Origin of the sequence: Rhodococcus sp. NPDC057014 (genome assembly GCF_042673295.1) — a bacterium.
In the GTDB taxonomy this organism is placed as follows: domain Bacteria; phylum Actinomycetota; class Actinomycetes; order Mycobacteriales; family Mycobacteriaceae; genus Rhodococcus_F.
In genome coordinates this window covers 1-17,165 of the sequence record NZ_JBHUSF010000020.1, presented here as the reverse complement: position 1 = coordinate 17,165, position 17,165 = coordinate 1, and the positions used below count along the sequence as shown (strand labels likewise).

The following is a 17,165-nucleotide window of genomic DNA, read 5'->3' as shown; positions in this document are numbered from 1 at the left end:
CGCCGGGTGGCTGGGCACACCCGGCGGTTCGGCAACATTCAGCTTAACCGGCCACCCTGACGGTTCGTGCCGCGGACGATGGCGCGCAGTTTGTCCACACGTCCCGCGATGTCGCGCTCGCCGCCGTGGGTGGTGGGCTGGTAGTAGTCGACGCCGACGAGCTCGTCGGGCGGATACTGCTGCGCCAGTACCCCGTCCGGGTGGTCGTGGGGATATCGGTAGCCGACGGCGTTGCCGAGCTTCGCCGCCCCCGCGTAGTGGCCGTCGCGCAGGTGCGGTGGGACGAGCCCGGCGTTTCCCGCCGCGACGTCCGCCATGGCGGCGCCGAGCGCGGCGATGACGGCCCCCGACTTCGGCGCGGTCGCGAGGTGGATGGTGGCCTGTGCGAGGGCGAGGCGCGCCTCCGGCATCCCGATCAGCTGCACCGCCTGTGCGGCGGCGGTGGCGGTCTGCAACGCGGTGGGATCGGCCATCCCGATGTCCTCGCTGGCGTGGACGACGAGCCGCCGCGCGATGAAGCGGGGATCCTCGCCCGCGGTCAGCATCCGCGCCAGGTAATGGAGGGCGGCGTCGACGTCCGAGCCGCGGATCGACTTGATGAACGCGCTGATCACGTCGTAGTGCTGGTCGCCGTCACGGTCGTAGCGGACCGCCGCCTTGTCGACGCTGGCCTCCACCGTCGCGAGGTCCAGCAGCACGGGACGGTCCGCGTCACCGGCCCGGTCGAGCGCCGCACCCGCCGCCGCCTCGAGCGCGGTGAGCGCGCGCCGGGCGTCACCGGCCGCGAGGCGCACCAGGTGGTCCATCGCGTCGCCTGCGATCTCGATGTCCCCGCCGAGACCCCGCTCGTCGGTGCGCGCCCGCTCGAGGAGGTTCTCGATGTCGTCCGCCGTCAGCGACTGCAGTTGCAGGACCAGTGAGCGCGACAGCAGCGGGGACACCACCGAGAACGACGGATTCTCGGTGGTGGCGGCCACGAGCAGCACGATCCGGTTCTCCACCGCCGCCAGCAGTGCGTCCTGCTGGGTCTTGGAGAAGCGGTGGACCTCGTCGATGAACAGCACCGTCTGCTCGCCCGCGAGGAGTCGTCGGCGGGCGAGTTCGATGACGCCGCGCACTTCCTTCACCCCCGCGGACAGCGCGGACAGCGCCTCGAAGCGGCGCCCCGTGGCGCCCGAGATCAGCGACGCCAGCGTGGTCTTGCCGGTGCCGGGCGGACCGTACAGCAGCACGGACGCCGCCCCCGACCCCTCCACCAGGCGCCGGAGCGGCGCACCGGGGCCGAGGAGATGCTGCTGGCCGACCACCTCGCCGAGCGTGCGGGGACGCATGCGCACGGCCAGCGGTGCGCGGTGGTCGACCGGCACCGGACCGGGAACCGAGCGCGGAGCCGCGGCCTCGTCCGGTCGCGCCGTCTCGAACAGGCCCGCCGACTCGTCCTCGCCGACATCCGAACCGAAAAGATCGCTCACAAGTTCGACGCTACTGGAACCCGCACCGTCCGACCCAGTCCGGCCGGACCTCGCGTCAGCCGACGGACAGTCCCCGGATCTTGTCGGCGATGACGCGGGCGTCGTGGGCGACCACCGTGTTCCCCGCGTGATCCGCGGAACGGGCCAGTTTGTCCCAGCGCTGGGTCAGCGCCTCGGACCGCGGCACCGACAGGTGATGCTCGCGGACCGCGGCGATCCGGGTGTGATTGTCCGGCAGGAACAGGTAGGTGCTGAGCCACACCCAGATCAGTTGCGCCTCGACCATGCGGGCGGCGAGCACGTTGTCGTCGGCGAGCGCGGGCCACATCCCCACGACCTCCGCCCGCCAGGCCTCGATCATCGCCTGGGTGCGGTCCTCGGACAGTTCGATGCTGCACAGGCAGCCCGGGAACGAGACCAGCGCGTACGCGATGTCGAGCATCGCGTCGCGGAACCCGCCCCACTCGTAGTCGAGGAATCGGACGCCCTCGTCGTTGACGATGATGTTGTCCGGGCACAGGTCGGACGGGCTGAACGCCCGGAACCGGCCGCTCTCGAACAGCTTCGCGGCCCGGGCCACCTGCTCGGTCAGCTCCGGGGACACGTCGACGCGGAGGATGTCGGACAGCAGGCCGGGCACGGCGGGCACCGCACGCTCGACCTGCTCGGCCACGGTGTCGTCGCAGTGCGCCACCTCGGCGCGGCGCAGCAGTGCGGTGAAGTCTTCCTCGCGGCCCACGGTGGCCGCGTGCATGCGGCCGAGTGCCTGGGCCATGGCCATCAGGGTGTTGGTGACGGTGTCGGAGTCGGAGTGCTCGAGCAGCGCGCTGATCGGGGTGGCGTCCCCGAGGTCGCTGAGCACGAGGAGCCGGGCGTCGAGGTCGGAGGCGAGCAGTTCGGCTCCGGGGCGGCTGTCCGTCGCCAGCGCCGTGGCGAACTGGTACGAGACGGCCTCGCGGAGGAAGGCGCTGCGGCTGTCGCCGGACAGGTCGTCGGGATCGACGGCCCGCGCGCCGGACACCCCGGACTCCTCGCGGACCTGCTTGATCACCAACGTCCGGGGAAGGGAGAACGGATTCTCCGCCACCCGCACACGGAGCACGATGGTGCGGCCACTACCGCCGAGATCCACGGGATCCACCAGTGTCACGGGTGCCCCTGTGCGACGGGTGAGCAGCTTCTCGGCTGCGGCAACTACCTCTGAAACGGGGTCTGCCAGTATTGCAGTCATCGCGGACCAACTTACCTGCTAGTGACACGGATCATCGAGTCCTCCTCCGGAAGCCCCGATGAATTTCAGCATTTCGGCTGATCCGGTGCGAGTACTTCCATCGGCGCCACGTCAACCGACACCGCAATGGTGCTGTTTCGTGCCTCTGTGTATATGACACCGCGCAGCGGCGGCACGTCGGCGTAGTCCCGGCCCCACGCGACCACCGTGTACCGCTCGTCGACGAGCTGGTCGTTGGTGGGGTCGAAGGCCAGCCACCGGTCCCCCGGCATCCACACCGCGGCCCAGGCGTGCGTCGCGTCGACGCCGATCATCCGTTCCTTGCCGGGCGGCGGCTGCGTCGCCAGGTACCCGGACACGTACCGGGCCGCGAGTCCGCGTGAGCGCAGGCAGGCGATGGCGAGCCGGGCGAAGTCCTGGCAGACGCCCGAGCGCTTCTCCAGCACCTCCGCGACCCGCGTCGAGATCGACGTCGACCCCGACTTGTACTCGAAGTCGCGGTGGATGCGGGTCGTGAGATCGACCACCGCGTCGACGAGGGGCCGTTCCGGCGGGAAACTGGGTGCCGCGTACTCGCGGACCGCGTCGCCGATCTCGGGACGTTCGAGGTCGAGCACGAACTCCTGCGCCATCGCGCCCTCGGTGCCCACGGGCCGGGACAGCTCCCACGGCGCGTTCGCCGGTGCGGCCGCGAGTCTCGCCCTGTCCGGTCCGTAGACCTCGATCTCGGATTCGGCCGCCACCACCAGTTCCTCGTGCGAAGTGCTCACCTGGAAGTACAGGTCCCGGTTGCCGTACACGTCCGAGCCGGTGGAGCGGTCCGCGGGCGGCGGTGTGATGTCGACGACGGAGGCGACGCACCGCTGTTCCTCGGTGTCGCGCGGCAGCAGGTAACCCCGGCCGTACGACGAGGTCACCGGCCCCGAGTACGTGTACGTCGTGCGGTGGGTGATCGTGTATCGGCGCAGAACCGGACGTTCCGCTGCCGGGCCGGTGGGCGGCGTCGTGTCCGTCACGCGGGAACTCCGCCCGGGAAGGTGCTCGAGGGGGTGCCGCTGCCCCACAGCGGCTGGGTGCCGCCGGGCAGCGACAGCTGACCCTTCAGCATCACGTCGGACAGTTCGCGCAGCAGTGCGCGCATCGTGGTCGTCAGCTCACCCAGCTCCTTCCGGGACCCGCCCGCGTCGACCGATTCGAGCCGGACGGGGTCGACGCGCCGCACGGTGTTGACCATGTCCTCGGCGAGCCGCTCCGCACGGGACGCACCCGAGGCGTCCGGCAGTGCGGCCAGATTCGTGCGCAGCGCCTCCAGTTGGAACGCCAGCGACCGCGGGTTCTTCACGTCGAACAGCAGCAACTCGGCCACGGCCGCCGGGCGGATGCTGCGGTTGCGTCGGCGGTAGACCACGGAACTCTCCGTGGCGACGAGGAGCGATTCGATCACCGCCCGCTCGGTCGCGGGATCCGTCTTCCGCCCGAGGGTGGAGTCCACCAGTGCGATCAGGGTGGCTGCCCGCTCGATCCGTTTGCCGATGTCCATGACGTGCCAGCCGGTGTCGCGGACCAGCGACTCCGCGGCGACCCCGGAGAGGGCGAGCATGCCGCCGAGCACGGCGGACTGCGCCTCGAACAGTGCGGACCCGTCGTCGACGGTGTCGGCGGCGACCTGTCCGAGCGTGCGTTCGACGGAGCTGAGGACGGCCCAGATGTCGTTCGACAGTTGCCCGCGCACGGCCCGCGCGGCCTGCTCGACGCCGCGCACCGCATGGGCGAGCGACCCGTCCCGGTCGGGGTCCGCCGTCAGGGAGCGAAACTCCGAGCGCACCCGCCGCTGGTCGCTGACCGGGTCGGAGTCCGAGTCGGAAACGGGGTGATGCCCGGCGTCGGCGACCCGCAGGACCGTGTTCAGCAGGATCGGGAGGCTCCCGCCGCCCGCCAGCCACGGTCGCAGGCGGTAGTCGCGGTACTTCTCCCCCACGGCGATCATCAGCCGGGCCGCGCCCTCGGCGCGTTCGGCGAACCTGCCCATCCAGAACAGTTCGGTCAGTGCACGCGGCGACGTCATCAGGTCGGACGTCGTTCCGGCGTACGTGGGCAGGGTCTCGCCGTCCCGCTCGGTGCCGTCGCCCGGGTCGGTGGACGCGGCGCGTTGTGCCATCCGGATCCAGACGTCCTTCGCGCCGGCGTGGCGGCGGTCCCCGCGCTCGGCCCCGGGAACGAGGGAGGTGCCGAGACCGCCGGCCATCGGCGTGAATCCCACCTGCTGCGCCACGCTGAACAGCCGCATCCCGACCGGTGCGAGCACGACGTCCCCGGCCCCCTCGGCGGCGGGCGCGTACGACGGGTCCGGGACGATCTGCCCGACCCACCGCTCGGGTTCGGCTCGCACCCGGTCCAGCAGGGTGTCCCGGTCGGCGTCACCGAGGTCGGCGGGCACGATCGGCGCACCCCCGTGCACCGCGCGCAGCACCATCGACGAGGCGTTCGCGAGGATGTGCGACAGCTCGGAGCGGTCGCCGCCCCAGAAACTGGGAACCGACGGCAACAGCAGATCCTCGTCGAGCAGCCTGCGGCACAGATCCGGAAGCAAGCGGGTGAGTGCGGGGTTCTCGAGGATTCCGCTGCCGAGGGTGTTGACGACGGTCACCGCGCCCCGCCGCAGCACCTCGACGAGACCGACCACCCCGGACCGGGAGCCGGGGCGAAGGTCGAGGGGGTCGGCGAGGTCTGCGTCCACGCGCCGGACGATGACGTCGACGCGTTCCAGACTGCCGAGGGACCGCATCCACACGTGACCGTCGCGGACCACCAGGTCGGCGCTCTCCACGAGCGGGAACCCGAGGACCGTCGCCAGGTACGCCTGATCGAATGCGGCTTCGGACCGGGTACGGGGGCTGAGGACGACGACGAGCGGGTCCTCCGTGCCCGCGGGGGCGGCGTCGATCGCCGCGAGCCGCATCGACTGGGCGAACGAGGACAGCGGGCGCGGTCCGACCGCCTCGTAGATGCCGGGCATCGCCCGTGCGATGACGCGTCGGTCCGCCATCGCGTACCCGGCGCCCGCCGGGGACTGCGTGTGGTCGCGCAGCGCGTGGAACGTGCCGTCCGCCCCGCGTCCGACGTCGAGTCCGTGCAGGAACAGCTGGTGGCGGCCCGGCACCGTGATGCCGTGCGCCGCACGGACGTAGCCGGGGTGCCCGAACACAGTGCGGGCCGGGACGGCGCCGCTCCGGACGAGCGTCATCGGTCCGTACAGGTCCGCGAGCACCGCGTCGAGAAGCCGGGAGCGCTGCACGAAGCCCGCCGCCAGCTGCTCCCACTCGTCGGCCGCGACGATCAGCGGGACGGCGTCGATTTCCCACCGCGGCGATGCGGTCGGCGCGTCCGAACCGTCGAGGGGGTTGTAGGTGATCCCGTGGTTGTCGACGAGGAGCCGGATGCGGGCCTGCAGGCGGCGGACGGACTCGGGGCCGCCGTCCGTGAAGTCCCGGGCCAGTTCCGCCCACGGTTCGCGGAGGCCGCCGGCGTCGTCGAACAGTTCGTCGTAGCCCGCGCCGTCGTGCGGCGAGACGCTCATCAGGCCCTCCGCCGCTGCGCCGGGGTGCGGTCTTTCCGCGCCTGCGCGAGCAGCCTGCGGGGATCGCCGCCGCTGCGAAGTCGCAGCGCCAGGACCAGGACGCCGGCGACCACGATGCCCACCATGTTGACCCCGAGTTGCAGCGCCGCCAGTGCCGCGACGCGCCATTCGCCGACGGTGACCGCGACGACGGCGAATCCGGCCGCCGGAACGGTGGTGACGGAGATGAAGACGCCGACGAGCGCCGCCGACTTCGAGGACACGAGCGCGAGCATGCCCGCCGCGCCGGCAAGCAGCGCGACGATCAGCGACAGCGGACCTACGCGGTAGATGAAGTCGACCTGGTCGAGGGACTCGATGCTCTCGAACTCCATCCACCCGGCCCGCTCCATCAACAGCGTCGCGACCAGCGTCGCCGCCATCGCGAACGGGAAACCGAACAGCAGGGCGATCAGCGACCGCCGGGCCAGCCCGAGCTTGCGCCGCATCAATGCGACGGCGAGCGCGGCGAGTGGACCGAACTCCGGCCCCACCACCATGGCCCCGACGACGGTGATCGGCGAGTCGGTCACCACCCCCACCGCGGCCAGCAGGCAGGCGATGGTGAGGAACGCGAGGAACGTCACGTTGAGCGTCGATTCCTCACGCGTCCGGCTGACCAGTTCCTCCCACACGACGCTGTCCGCGGGATCGCCCGGCGCCGCCTTCTCCGCCTCGTGCGCGGACTTCGACAGCACCGTCTCGACGGGCTCCACGGTGATCGCGCCGGTGCGATCGATTCCCAGGGCCTCGAGCGCGCCGATCACGTCGTTCGCGGCCTCCCGGGCGACGTCGGTCTGGATCGCGTCGCCGGCGGGGTCGATCGCGGCCTGTCGCAGCACCACCACGTGGGTGGCGCCGGGTTCCGCGGCGAGCACACCGAGGACGTCCTCGGTGCGCTCGGCCGGACAGATCACTCGCAGGTGCAACATCGTGTCCCCCGGCTGTTCCGCGTCGTCCGATCGTTCGGGTGCGCCGGCGTCCGCCGACGGACCCGCCTACTTCGCGGCGTGAGCGTCGGGCTTCGCCGCGGCGGCGTCGCCCTTCGGCTCCGGCTTCGCGTCCACCCCGGACTCCTTGCGCTGCTGCGCGGTGATCGGAGCCGGAGCGCTCGTCAGCGGATCGACACCGCCACCCGACTTCGGGAACGCGATGACCTCACGAATGGAATCGACACCGGCGAGCAGGGCGGTGATGCGGTCCCAGCCGAACGCGATGCCGCCGTGCGGCGGCGCCCCGAACGCGAACGCGTCGAGCAGGAACCCGAACTTCTCCTCGGCCTCCTCGTGGGAGATCCCCATCACCTTGAACACTCGCTCCTGAATGTCCTTGCGGTGGATACGAATACTGCCGCCGCCGATCTCGTTGCCGTTGCAGACGATGTCGTAGGCGTACGCGAGCGCGGACCCCGGGTCGGTGTCGAACGTGTCGATCGACTCCGGCTTCGGCGAGGTGAACGCGTGGTGCACCGCCGTCCAGGCGCTGTAGCCGAGCGCGACGTCGCCGCTCGCGGTGGCATCCGCCGTCGGCTCGAACAGCGGTGCGTCGACGACCCACACGAACGCCCACGCGTCCGGGTCGATGAGGTTCTGCTTCCGGGCGATCTCGCCGCGAGCGGCACCGAGCAGGGCGCGGGAGGACTTGGTGGCGCCGGCGGCGAAGAAGATGCAGTCGCCCGGCTTCGCGCCGACGTGCGCGGCGAGGCCCTCACGTTCGGCGTCGGTGAGATTCTTGGCCACCGGTCCGCCGAGGGTGCCGTCCTCGCCGACCAGCACGTACGCCAGGCCCTTCGACCCGCGCTGCTTCGCCCACTCCTGCCAGGCGTCGAGCTGCTTCCGCGGCTGGCTCGCACCACCGGGCATGACCACCGCACCGACGTATTCCTGCTGGAAGACGCGGAACGTGGTGTCGGTGAAGAACTCGGCGCACTCGACCAGTTCGACACCGAAGCGCAGGTCCGGCTTGTCGGAACCGTAGCGGCGCATCGCCTCGGCGTACATCATCCGCGCGATCGGCGTCTTGATCTCGTGCCCGACCAGCTTCCACAGCGAGGTCAGCACCTCCTCGGCGAGGAGGATGACGTCGTCCTGGTTGACGAAGCTCATCTCTATGTCGAGCTGCGTGAACTCGGGCTGCCGGTCCGCGCGGAAGTCCTCGTCGCGGTAGCAGCGCGCGATCTGGTAGTAGCGTTCGATACCGCCGACCATGAGCAGCTGCTTGAACAGCTGCGGGCTCTGCGGCAACGCGTAGAAGCTGCCCGGCTGCAGACGCGCGGGAACCAGGAAGTCGCGGGCGCCCTCCGGCGTCGACCGCGTCAACGTGGGCGTCTCGACCTCGACGAACTCGTGGTGCGCGAGCACCGCGCGGGCCGCGGCGTTGACCTTGGACCGCAACCGGATGGCGTGGCCGGGGCCCTCACGGCGCAGGTCCAGATAGCGGTACTTCAGGCGCGCTTCCTCGCCGGCCTGGTCGTCCAGCTGGAACGGCAGCGGTGCGCTCTCGTTGAGGACCTCGAGGTCGGTGACGTTGACCTCGATCGCCCCGGTGGGGATCTCGAAGTTCTGGTTGCCCTCGGGACGGACCTCGACCACACCGGTGACCTTGACGCAGTACTCGGCGCGCAGACGGTGGGCCTGCTCGGCGGCGGCGCCCTCACGGAACACCACCTGGGACACGCCCGACGCGTCACGTAGATCGATGAAGATCACCCCGCCGTGATCACGACGCCTGGCAACCCAACCGGTGAGGGTTACGGTCTGCTGGGCCTGCTCGGCTCGCAATGAACCGGCGAGATGTGTGCGCAGCACGGGATTCCTTTCGAAACATGGGGCAAGCTACTTCGTTGGCTGAGATCCTACGGAGACACCGCGCGTGAGCGGAAACGCATACCCGCTTCTCGTGGGAGGCTCGATCGGCACGCACCGGAAAACTGAAGAGAAAGCGAAGACACATGACCTTCAACGAGGGCGCCCGAATGGACTCGGGCCGGGTGTCGACCGGAGGCGGGGGCGGCGGTGGCCTCGGCGGGAAGTTCGCGATGGGCGGCGGCGCCGGCGGTCTGATCGTGCTGGTTCTGGCGCTGCTCCTCGGCGGCGATCCCGGTTCGCTGCTCGGTGGTCTCAGCGGCACCACCGAGTCCGGCCAGAGTTCGGGCGCCGGCCTCGAAGGGTGTGAGACCGGCGCGGACGCCAACCGCGACGTGAACTGCCGGGTGGTGTTCACCGCGGGCAGCCTCGACTCCGTGTGGGGACAGGAACTCGCGCAACAGACCGGCACCGCGTACGTGCCACCGGAGGTCGTGCTGTTCTCCGGTTCCGTCAACACCGGGTGCGGCAACGCCACCAGCGAGGTCGGGCCGTTCTACTGCCCGGCCGATTCGACGGCGTACTTCGACACCAGCTTCTTCCAGCTCCTCGTCGACCGCTTCGGGTCCAGTGGGGGTCCGCTGGCGCAGGAGTACGTCGTGGCGCACGAGTTCGGTCACCACATTCAGAATCAGCTCGGCGACATCGGACGGGCTCAGGCCGACCCGCGGGGCGCCGACTCGGCCGCGGTGCGGACCGAATTGCAGGCCGACTGCTACGCGGGCGTGTGGGCGCACTACGCCGACACCCTCCCCGGCCCCGACGGCGGGCCTCCGTTCCTGAACACCCTCACCGACGCCGACATCGACGACGCCCTGTCCGCCGCCTCGTCGGTCGGCGACGACCGCATCCAGCAGTCGGCGGGCGCCCGGGTCAATCCGGAGGGCTGGACGCACGGCTCCTCGCAGCAGCGCCAGAAGTGGTTCGCGACCGGATACCGGACCGGCCAGGTGCAGGCCTGCGACACCTACTCGGCACGCGATCTGAACACCCCGCCCGCACTCCGCTGACCATCCCCACGCCGACAAACATTTTTGTCTTGACAGAATTTACTGTCGGTGCGAGAGTTGATGCATGTTGGACGTAGCAGTGATCGATCAAGCGGCCGCCGCCGAGATTTCGCTGGACCCGGTCCGGGCACGGTTGCTGGCGGCGCTCGCCGAACCCGGTTCGGCGAGTTCCGTCGCCGCCCAGGTGGGATTGACACGGCAGAAGGCCAACTACCACCTGCGGGCGCTCGAGGAACACCGCCTCGTCGAACTCGTCGAGGAACGCAGGAAGGGCAACGTCACCGAACGGCTGTTCCAGGCCACCGCGGCGTCGTACGTCATCTCCCCCGCCGCGTTCGCCGCCCTCGCGCCCGACCCCGACCGGGCTCCGGACCAACTGTCGGCCCGCTGGCTGGTGGCGCTGGCCGCGCGACTGGTGCGTGAGGTCGGCGAGTTGATCGCCGGCGCCACCGCGGCACGTCAGCCGTTGGCCACCTACGCGATCGACAGCGAGATCCAGTTCGCATCGGCGGCCGACCGGTCCGCGTTCGCCGACGAACTCGGCGAGTCCGTCAAGAACCTGGTGGCCCGCTACCACGACGAGAACGCCCCGAACGGGCGCAGGCACCGCCTCGTCGTCGCACTGCATCCGAGCCTCAAAACACCGTCCGCGCAACCGAAGTCATCCGGCAACCGTCACGAGGAGAACTAGCCATGTCGAAGAATTTCGAGATCCGCCGCGAAGTCGTCCTGAACGCCACCGCCGAGGACGTGTTCGCCGCCGTCACCACCGGCACCGGCGGCTGGATGTTCCCCACCGACCTCGATCCGGGGACCGGCAACGAGGGACCCGACGACCCCGCCGTCGTCGCCTGGGAGCCGCCGCAGAAGTTCGCGGTCCGCCAGGAGGGCCCCGACGGCTGGTTCAACGCGCTGGAGTACCTCATCGAGGCGCGGGACGGCGGCACCGCGGCACTGCGCTACGTCCACAGCGGCATCTTCACCGACGACTGGGACGCCCAGTACGACGGTGCCGACAAACACACCACGTTCTACCTGCACAGCCTCGGCCAGTACGTCCAGCACTTCGCGGGCCGCGCGGCCACCTACATCGCGGCCGGCGGCCCGGCTGCCTCCGCCGACCCCGCAGCCATGGCCACGCTCCGCGGCGCGCTCGGCCTGTCCGACACGTCGACCGCCGGCGACACGGTCACCGTCGACGTTCCCGGATTCGGCACGGTGGACGGCGTCGTCGACTACCTGACGCCGCACTTCATCGGCATCCGGACCGGCGACGCGCTGTACCGGTTCTACGGCCGCAACGCGTTCGGCGGAACGGTCGACGCGGCGCACCACCTGTTCGCCGCGGGCGACGACCAGGAGAAGTCGCAGGACGCGTGGACGTCCTGGCTGGACGACGTCTTCGCGTGACTCTCCGCGGTGCCCGAGTTCGGGAGGCGGTGCACTCGCCTCCACCCGGGACGTGCCCACGAAACGCTTCTCGATCGTGCGCCGGCGGGCGAACCCCTCCCCTTTGTGGGTGCGGCAAGGCGGGGCGCGTTGCGCGTCCCTTTGACTAGTGTCGACACAGGAACATCGGTTGGCCTCGAGGAGTTTCCATGTCGTTCACGGACGAAGAGATCGCCTACCTGCGGTCGCAGCCGATCGCCCGCGTCGCCACCGTCGGCGCAGACGGGCAACCCGACGTGGTTCCACTCGCGTTCGAGTTCGACGGAACGGACTTCTGGGTGGGAGGTTCCGGTCCGTCCGTCGCCGGTACCCGCAAGTTCCGGAACATCCGGGCCGGGAACGACAAGGTGTCGCTGGTCGTCGACGACCTGGTCTCGTTCGAGCCGTTCGTCGCGCGATCCATCCGGGTCTACGGCACGGCCGATCAGCCGGTGGAACGGGACGGCATGGTCGGACCCGGCATTTATGTGCGCATCGCACCGACCATCTCGTGGAGTTGGAACATGGCGGGAGAACCCGCAGACGCCGAATGGTACGAACCGAGACGGACCGTCCACCTCAGAAGAGGGTGAGCGCCGGTCCGGGACGACCCGCCCCGACCAGTTCACCTCGATCCGGTTCGGGCTGCCCGGCCTCCCGGTGTTTCGCACCGCCGCCGAGACCGTACCGGTCGACGAGCGGGTCGACTCGCTGCTTCAGCCACGACTTGTATTCGGGCGGAACGTAGGCCGCCCGCCCGTACAACTGCCGGTACTGGCGGACGAGCGCGGGATGCTCCGTCGACAGCCAGTTCAGGAACCAGCCCTTGGTACTGCCGCGCAGGTGCATCGGAAAGACGGTCACGCCCGAGGCACCGGCATCGGCGATCGATTCGAGCAGGCCGTCCAGGTGGCGCACCGAATCGGTGAGGAACGGAATGACGGGAGCCACCATCACATTGCACGGCAGCCCGGCGTCGGTGATCGCCCGGATCAGGTCGAGGCGCGCCTTCGGGGTGGGCGTTCCCGGCTCGATCGACTTCTGGAGGTCGGGATCGTGGATCGCCAGCGAGACGCCGATGCTCACCGGCACCTGACGGGCGGCCAGAGTCAGCAGCGGGAGGTCGCGCCGCAGCAGCGTCCCCTTGGTCAGAATCGAGAACGGGGTGGCGGATTCGGCGAGCGCCCGAATGATGCCGGGCATCAGACGGTACCGGCCCTCGGCGCGCTGATACGGATCGGTGTTGGTGCCGAGCGCCACGTGTTCACGCTTCCACGACCTGCGCCCCAACTCCTTGCGCAGCACCGCCGCGACGTTGGTCTTCACGACGATCTGACTGTCGAAGTCGCCGCCCGCATCGAGGTCGAGGTATTCGTGGGTGGGCCGGGCGAAACAGTAGCGGCATGCGTGCGAGCACCCGCGAAAGGCATTGACGGTGAACCGGAATGGTAGTTGCGACTCCTCGGGCATCTTGTTCAGCGCGCTCTTGCAGAGCACTTCGTGAAAGGTGATGCCGTCGAACTCGGGTGTCTGTACGCTGCGCACGAGTCCGGCGCGTTCCAGCCCTGGCAATGCACCGTCGTCGGCGTCGACCGCTTGCCCATCCCACCTCATGAGTACATGCGAACATGTGTTCTAACCGGTGTCAAGGCTTCGCGCCGGGCGAACGCGAGTTCCTCGACGTCGACCGCGCTGGTGGGTGCCGGATCCGGGATTGCGACAATGTCGCTCATGTCGAACAGAAACAACATCTCGTCCGGTTCCGAGTGGGAAGGCAAGATCGGCTATTCCCGAGCCGTGCGGATCGGTCAACTCGTGTCCGTGTCGGGTACCACCGCGTCGGGTCCCGACGGCCCCGTCGGCGGAGACGATCTCGCAGAGCAGACACGCGAGGCGCTGCGCCGAATCGAGGCGGCGCTCGCGGAGGCCGGCGCGAGCACGACCGATGTGATCCGCACCCGCATGTACCTCACCGACATGAGCCGGTGGGAAGAAGCGGGCATCGCACACGGCGAGGTTTTCGGCGAGATCCGTCCCGCCACGACGATCCTCGAGGTCAGCGCGCTGATCGCCCCGGGCCTGCTCATCGAGATCGAGGCCGACGCCGTCGTCGGCGACTGACCGATCCGGGGAGGCGGCACCGCACCGGCGTACGCCCTGTCCGCCTCCCCACCCGTCGGTGGTCCATCGGAAATACCCACTCTTCGACGAGATCGGGGGAACAATTGTCGCGGTGAGCCCCCTGGCACGAATCGGTCGAGCGCTCCTCGCGTTCGCGCTGGTCGTTGTCATCGGCACGGCCGGATACATCGTCCTCGGCTTCGGGATCCTGGACGCGCTCTATCAGACGGTCACCACGATCACGACCGTCGGATTCCGCGAAGTACATCCACTCAGCCGCGTCGGAGAAATATTCACGATCACCCTCATCCTCGCGGGGGTGGGCACCGCGCTGTACATGTTCGGCGTCCTGCTCGAGGCGCTCATCGAGGGCCACCTGCGCCACCACATGGAGAGACGGCGAATGGATCGACGCATCGGCCGGATGACCGGCCACATCATCATCTGCGGGTGGGGCCGGGTGGGTACTGCGAGCGCCCAGTACCTCACCTCACTCGGCCGCGAGATCGTCGTCATCGACCGCGAAGCCGACAGACTCCGAGATATCCAGCATCCCACCGTCATCGGCGACGTCACCGACGACCGGACCCTCGAAGCAGCCGGGATCGCACACGCACACGCTCTGATCTCCGCACTCGACACCGATGCCGACAACGTGTACGTCACGCTGTCGAGACGGGCATTGCGCCCGGATCTCGTCATCATCGCCCGCGCCCGGAACGAGGGGTCGATGTCCAAACTCGTACGCGCCGGCGCCAACCGGGTGGTCAACCCGCAATTGATCGGCGGCCGCAGAATGGGTTCCTTTGCGCTGCAACCCCACGTGGCCGAATTCTTCGACGTGGTGATGCACGACGAGACCCTCGACTACCGAATGGAAGAGATCACCGTCGGGTCCACCTCACCCTGGGTGGGATACACGCTTGCGCAGATGGGACTTCACGTCAGTGGCGCACTGCTGCTTGCGATTCGCGCCGTGTCCGGTCAGTTCGTCGCCAATCCGGCCCCCACTGTCCAACTCGAACCCGGCACGATCCTCATCGCTCTCGGAACGCCCGACGAACTCGACGCGGCACGCCACCACGTCAACCCGTGACGCCCGCGCGGGTCCGGCGCCGTCGACGTCGCCGACGAGTCGATCGGTCGGTCTCACACCTCGATTCTGGGGTGCAGTCCGGCAGCGAGGTAATCGACGAGTTCGCGGATGCGGCGGGGAACGTGGGTGGTGGCCGAGTACAGCGCGTGTACGTCCGCCGACGGGGTGGGGATGTCGGCCAGCACCTGCACGAGGGTGCCGTCCCGCAGGAGTGGGGCGACGTGCCAGATCGAGCGCATGATCAGCCCGTGGCCGTCCACGCACCACTGGGTGACCACGTCGCCGTCGTTGCACAGCAGATTCCCGGACACCCGTACCGCGGTCTCCTCGTGGTCGACTCCGAACCGCCACAGCGCGTAGTCGCCTTCGTTCTCGCGGATCACGATGCAGTTGTGGTGCTCGAGATCCTTCGGCTCGAGCGGGATTCCGCGGCGGCCGAGGTAGGCGGGCGACGCGCAGACCACACGCCGGTTCCGGCACAACCGTTTCGCGGTCAACCGCGAGTCCTGCAGCGACCCGACCCGGATGCCGATGTCGAACGTGGTGCCTGCGATGTTGAGAGGGAGCGGGGACAGATCGAGTTCGACGTTCAGCCGCGGGTGCTCGTCCAGGAATTGGGCGACCAACGGTGCGATGTGCGCGCGCCCCAGTCCCAGGGTCGCGTGGATACGCACCCGGCCGACGAGTTCGGCGTGCGCCTCGGAGATCGATTCCTCGAGTTCGGTGAGTTCCGCCGCGATGACCGCGGCCCCGGCCGCGTAACGCTCCCCCTCCGACGTCATCGTCAGGCGCCGGGTGGTGCGCTGGATCAGGCGGACGCCCAGGCGGCGCTCGATCCGACTGAGCCGCTTGCTCACCGACGACACCGAGACGCCGAATTCGCGGGCGGCCTCCGTCAGGCTCGACGATCGTGCGACGACGTCGAAGAACAGGGCGTCGTCGGCCGATGCTTCACTCATGGCGTCGCTCATTCTTTCGTTTCAGGCAAGACTGCCTTGCTCATGTGCACCTTTTTGGGCTGATTGTTGCCGGATACGCTGTGTCCATGCCCACAGTAGTCGGCGAATCAGTGCTCCAGTCACCGATTTCCTCACCCCGTCAGGGAGAGCCGACGTTCGCAACGTTGTCAGAAAGTAGGTACACCATGGGTGCAACACATCGGATCGCGGTCATCCCCGGCGACGGGATCGGGACGGAGGTCGTCCCGGAGGGCCTGCGCGTCCTCGAAGCCGCAGCGTCGGCATTCGACTTCCGGCTCGACTACGAACAATTCGACTACGCCAGCGCCGACTACTACACCCGCACCGGCCAGATGCTGCCCGAGGGCTGGTTCGACCAGCTCAACCAGTTCGACGCGATCTTCTTCGGCGCCGTCGGCTGGCCCGAGGTGGTGCCCGACCACATCAGTCTGTGGGGCAGCCTGCTGCAGTTCCGCCGCCACTTCGACCAGTACGTGAGCCTCCGCCCGGTCAAGCTCCTGCCCGGCATCACCAGCCCGCTCGCCGGCCGCGAACCCGGAGACGTCGACTTCTACGTCGTGCGGGAGAACACCGAGGGCGAGTACTCGAGCATCGGCGGCACGATCTTCGAGGGCACGGACCGGGAAACCGTCATCCAGGAAACGGTGATGACCCGCACCGGGGTGGACCGGATCCTGAAGTACGCCTTCGACCTGGCGCAGTCCCGGCCGAAGAGGCACCTGACGTCGGCGACGAAGAGCAACGGGATCTCGATCTCGATGCCGTACTGGGATCAGCGCGTCGAAGCGATGGCCCGAAACTTCACGGACGTCGTGGTGGACAAGTACCACATCGACATCCTCACGGCGAACTTCGTGCTGCACCCGGACTGGTTCGACGTCGTGGTCGCCAGCAACCTGTTCGGGGACATCCTCTCCGATCTGGGCCCGGCCTGCACGGGCACCATCGGCGTGGCGCCGAGCGGAAACATCAACCCCGAGCGCACGTTCCCGAGCCTGTTCGAACCGGTTCACGGTTCCGCACCGGACATCGCAGGCAAGGGCATCGCCAACCCGATCGGGCAGATCTGGAGCGCGAGCATGATGCTCGAGCATCTCGGCGAATTCGAAGCGGCCGCGGCGATCATGACGGCCGTCGAGGACGTCCTCGCTGCCGGTGGTGACGCACTCACCCCGGACATGGGCGGCAACGCCACCACCAGGACCCTCGGCGACGCGATCTGCCGCCGGTTCGACACCAACGCCGGCCTCGCGCGCGGGCGATCCAGTTAGGCGAGCGCGACCACACCGCACCCACCAATAGCGGCCGGGGGGGGCGCCACAATACCCAAAAAGAACACCCCAGAGC

The 17,165-nt window shown here is 69.2% G+C and carries 15 protein-coding genes; 7 read left to right on the top strand and 8 right to left on the bottom strand.

The window, feature by feature from the left end; translation table 11 throughout:
- Positions 1–38: 38 nt before the first annotated feature.
- From ACFTZB_RS06730 to aspS, 6 genes are all read right to left on the bottom strand, one after another.
- The gene (locus ACFTZB_RS06730; RefSeq protein WP_378430684.1) at positions 39–1,472 is read right to left on the bottom strand and encodes a replication-associated recombination protein A; all 1,434 of its coding nucleotides are present in this window, start codon (positions 1,470–1,472) and stop codon (positions 39–41) included.
- Positions 1,473–1,527: 55 nt separating this feature from the next.
- Positions 1,528–2,703 (bottom strand): phosphotransferase family protein, encoded by a 1,176-nt coding sequence (locus tag ACFTZB_RS06725; RefSeq protein ID WP_378430683.1) that lies wholly within the window; start codon positions 2,701–2,703, stop codon positions 1,528–1,530.
- Positions 2,704–2,768: 65 nt separating this feature from the next.
- On the bottom strand, positions 2,769–3,719 hold the full coding sequence (locus ACFTZB_RS06720) for a transglutaminase N-terminal domain-containing protein (protein ID WP_378430682.1): 951 nt from the start codon (positions 3,717–3,719) through the stop codon (positions 2,769–2,771).
- On the bottom strand, positions 3,716–6,280 hold the full coding sequence (locus ACFTZB_RS06715; protein ID WP_378430681.1) for a circularly permuted type 2 ATP-grasp protein: 2,565 nt from the start codon (positions 6,278–6,280) through the stop codon (positions 3,716–3,718). The genes ACFTZB_RS06720 and ACFTZB_RS06715 overlap by 4 nt, the downstream gene beginning before the upstream one ends.
- The gene (locus tag ACFTZB_RS06710) at positions 6,280–7,251 is read right to left on the bottom strand and encodes a DUF389 domain-containing protein (protein WP_378430680.1); all 972 of its coding nucleotides are present in this window, start codon (positions 7,249–7,251) and stop codon (positions 6,280–6,282) included. The genes ACFTZB_RS06715 and ACFTZB_RS06710 overlap by 1 nt, the downstream gene beginning before the upstream one ends.
- A 66-nt stretch (positions 7,252–7,317) precedes the next feature.
- Positions 7,318–9,126, bottom strand: coding sequence for an aspartate--tRNA ligase (gene aspS / locus ACFTZB_RS06705; protein ID WP_378430679.1), 1,809 nt, complete (start codon positions 9,124–9,126; stop codon positions 7,318–7,320).
- A 143-nt stretch (positions 9,127–9,269) separates the two neighbouring features.
- Here aspS and ACFTZB_RS06700 point away from each other — a divergent pair, with 143 nt between their 5' ends.
- The 4 genes from ACFTZB_RS06700 (at position 9,270) to ACFTZB_RS06685 (ending at position 12,214) form a co-directional block, all read left to right on the top strand.
- Positions 9,270–10,193 (top strand): neutral zinc metallopeptidase, encoded by a 924-nt coding sequence (locus ACFTZB_RS06700; protein ID WP_378430678.1) that lies wholly within the window; start codon positions 9,270–9,272, stop codon positions 10,191–10,193.
- A gap of 64 nt (positions 10,194–10,257) precedes the next feature.
- Positions 10,258–10,884 carry an ArsR/SmtB family transcription factor gene (locus ACFTZB_RS06695; protein WP_378430677.1) on the top strand — a complete coding sequence of 209 codons (627 nt, stop codon included), beginning with the start codon at positions 10,258–10,260 and terminating at the stop codon, positions 10,882–10,884.
- A 2-nt stretch (positions 10,885–10,886) separates the two neighbouring features.
- Positions 10,887–11,603 (top strand): SRPBCC domain-containing protein, encoded by a 717-nt coding sequence (locus ACFTZB_RS06690; RefSeq protein ID WP_378430676.1) that lies wholly within the window; start codon positions 10,887–10,889, stop codon positions 11,601–11,603.
- A 188-nt stretch (positions 11,604–11,791) separates the two neighbouring features.
- The gene (locus ACFTZB_RS06685; RefSeq protein WP_378430675.1) at positions 11,792–12,214 is read left to right on the top strand and encodes a PPOX class F420-dependent oxidoreductase; all 423 of its coding nucleotides are present in this window, start codon (positions 11,792–11,794) and stop codon (positions 12,212–12,214) included.
- Here the strand turns inward: ACFTZB_RS06685 and ACFTZB_RS06680 are convergent.
- Complete coding sequence (locus tag ACFTZB_RS06680) at positions 12,201–13,235, bottom strand: Rv2578c family radical SAM protein (protein WP_378430674.1); 1,035 nt, start codon at positions 13,233–13,235, stop codon at positions 12,201–12,203. The genes ACFTZB_RS06685 and ACFTZB_RS06680 overlap by 14 nt on opposite strands.
- Positions 13,236–13,343: 108 nt before the next feature.
- Between ACFTZB_RS06680 and ACFTZB_RS06675 the strand changes: the two genes are divergently transcribed.
- Entirely contained in the window at positions 13,344–13,742 is a 399-nt protein-coding gene (locus ACFTZB_RS06675) for a RidA family protein (RefSeq protein WP_378430673.1), read from the top strand.
- Positions 13,743–13,854: 112 nt separating this feature from the next.
- Positions 13,855–14,838 (top strand): potassium channel family protein, encoded by a 984-nt coding sequence (locus tag ACFTZB_RS06670; RefSeq protein WP_378430672.1) that lies wholly within the window; start codon positions 13,855–13,857, stop codon positions 14,836–14,838.
- 53 nt (positions 14,839–14,891) lie between these two features.
- Here ACFTZB_RS06670 and ACFTZB_RS06665 read toward each other — a convergent pair whose 3' ends face one another.
- Positions 14,892–15,797, bottom strand: coding sequence for a LysR family transcriptional regulator (locus ACFTZB_RS06665; RefSeq protein WP_378430671.1), 906 nt, complete (start codon positions 15,795–15,797; stop codon positions 14,892–14,894).
- 185 nt (positions 15,798–15,982) lie between these two features.
- Here ACFTZB_RS06665 and ACFTZB_RS06660 point away from each other — a divergent pair, with 185 nt between their 5' ends.
- Entirely contained in the window at positions 15,983–17,089 is a 1,107-nt protein-coding gene (locus ACFTZB_RS06660; RefSeq protein ID WP_378430670.1) for a tartrate dehydrogenase, read from the top strand.
- Positions 17,090–17,165 lie beyond the last annotated feature (76 nt).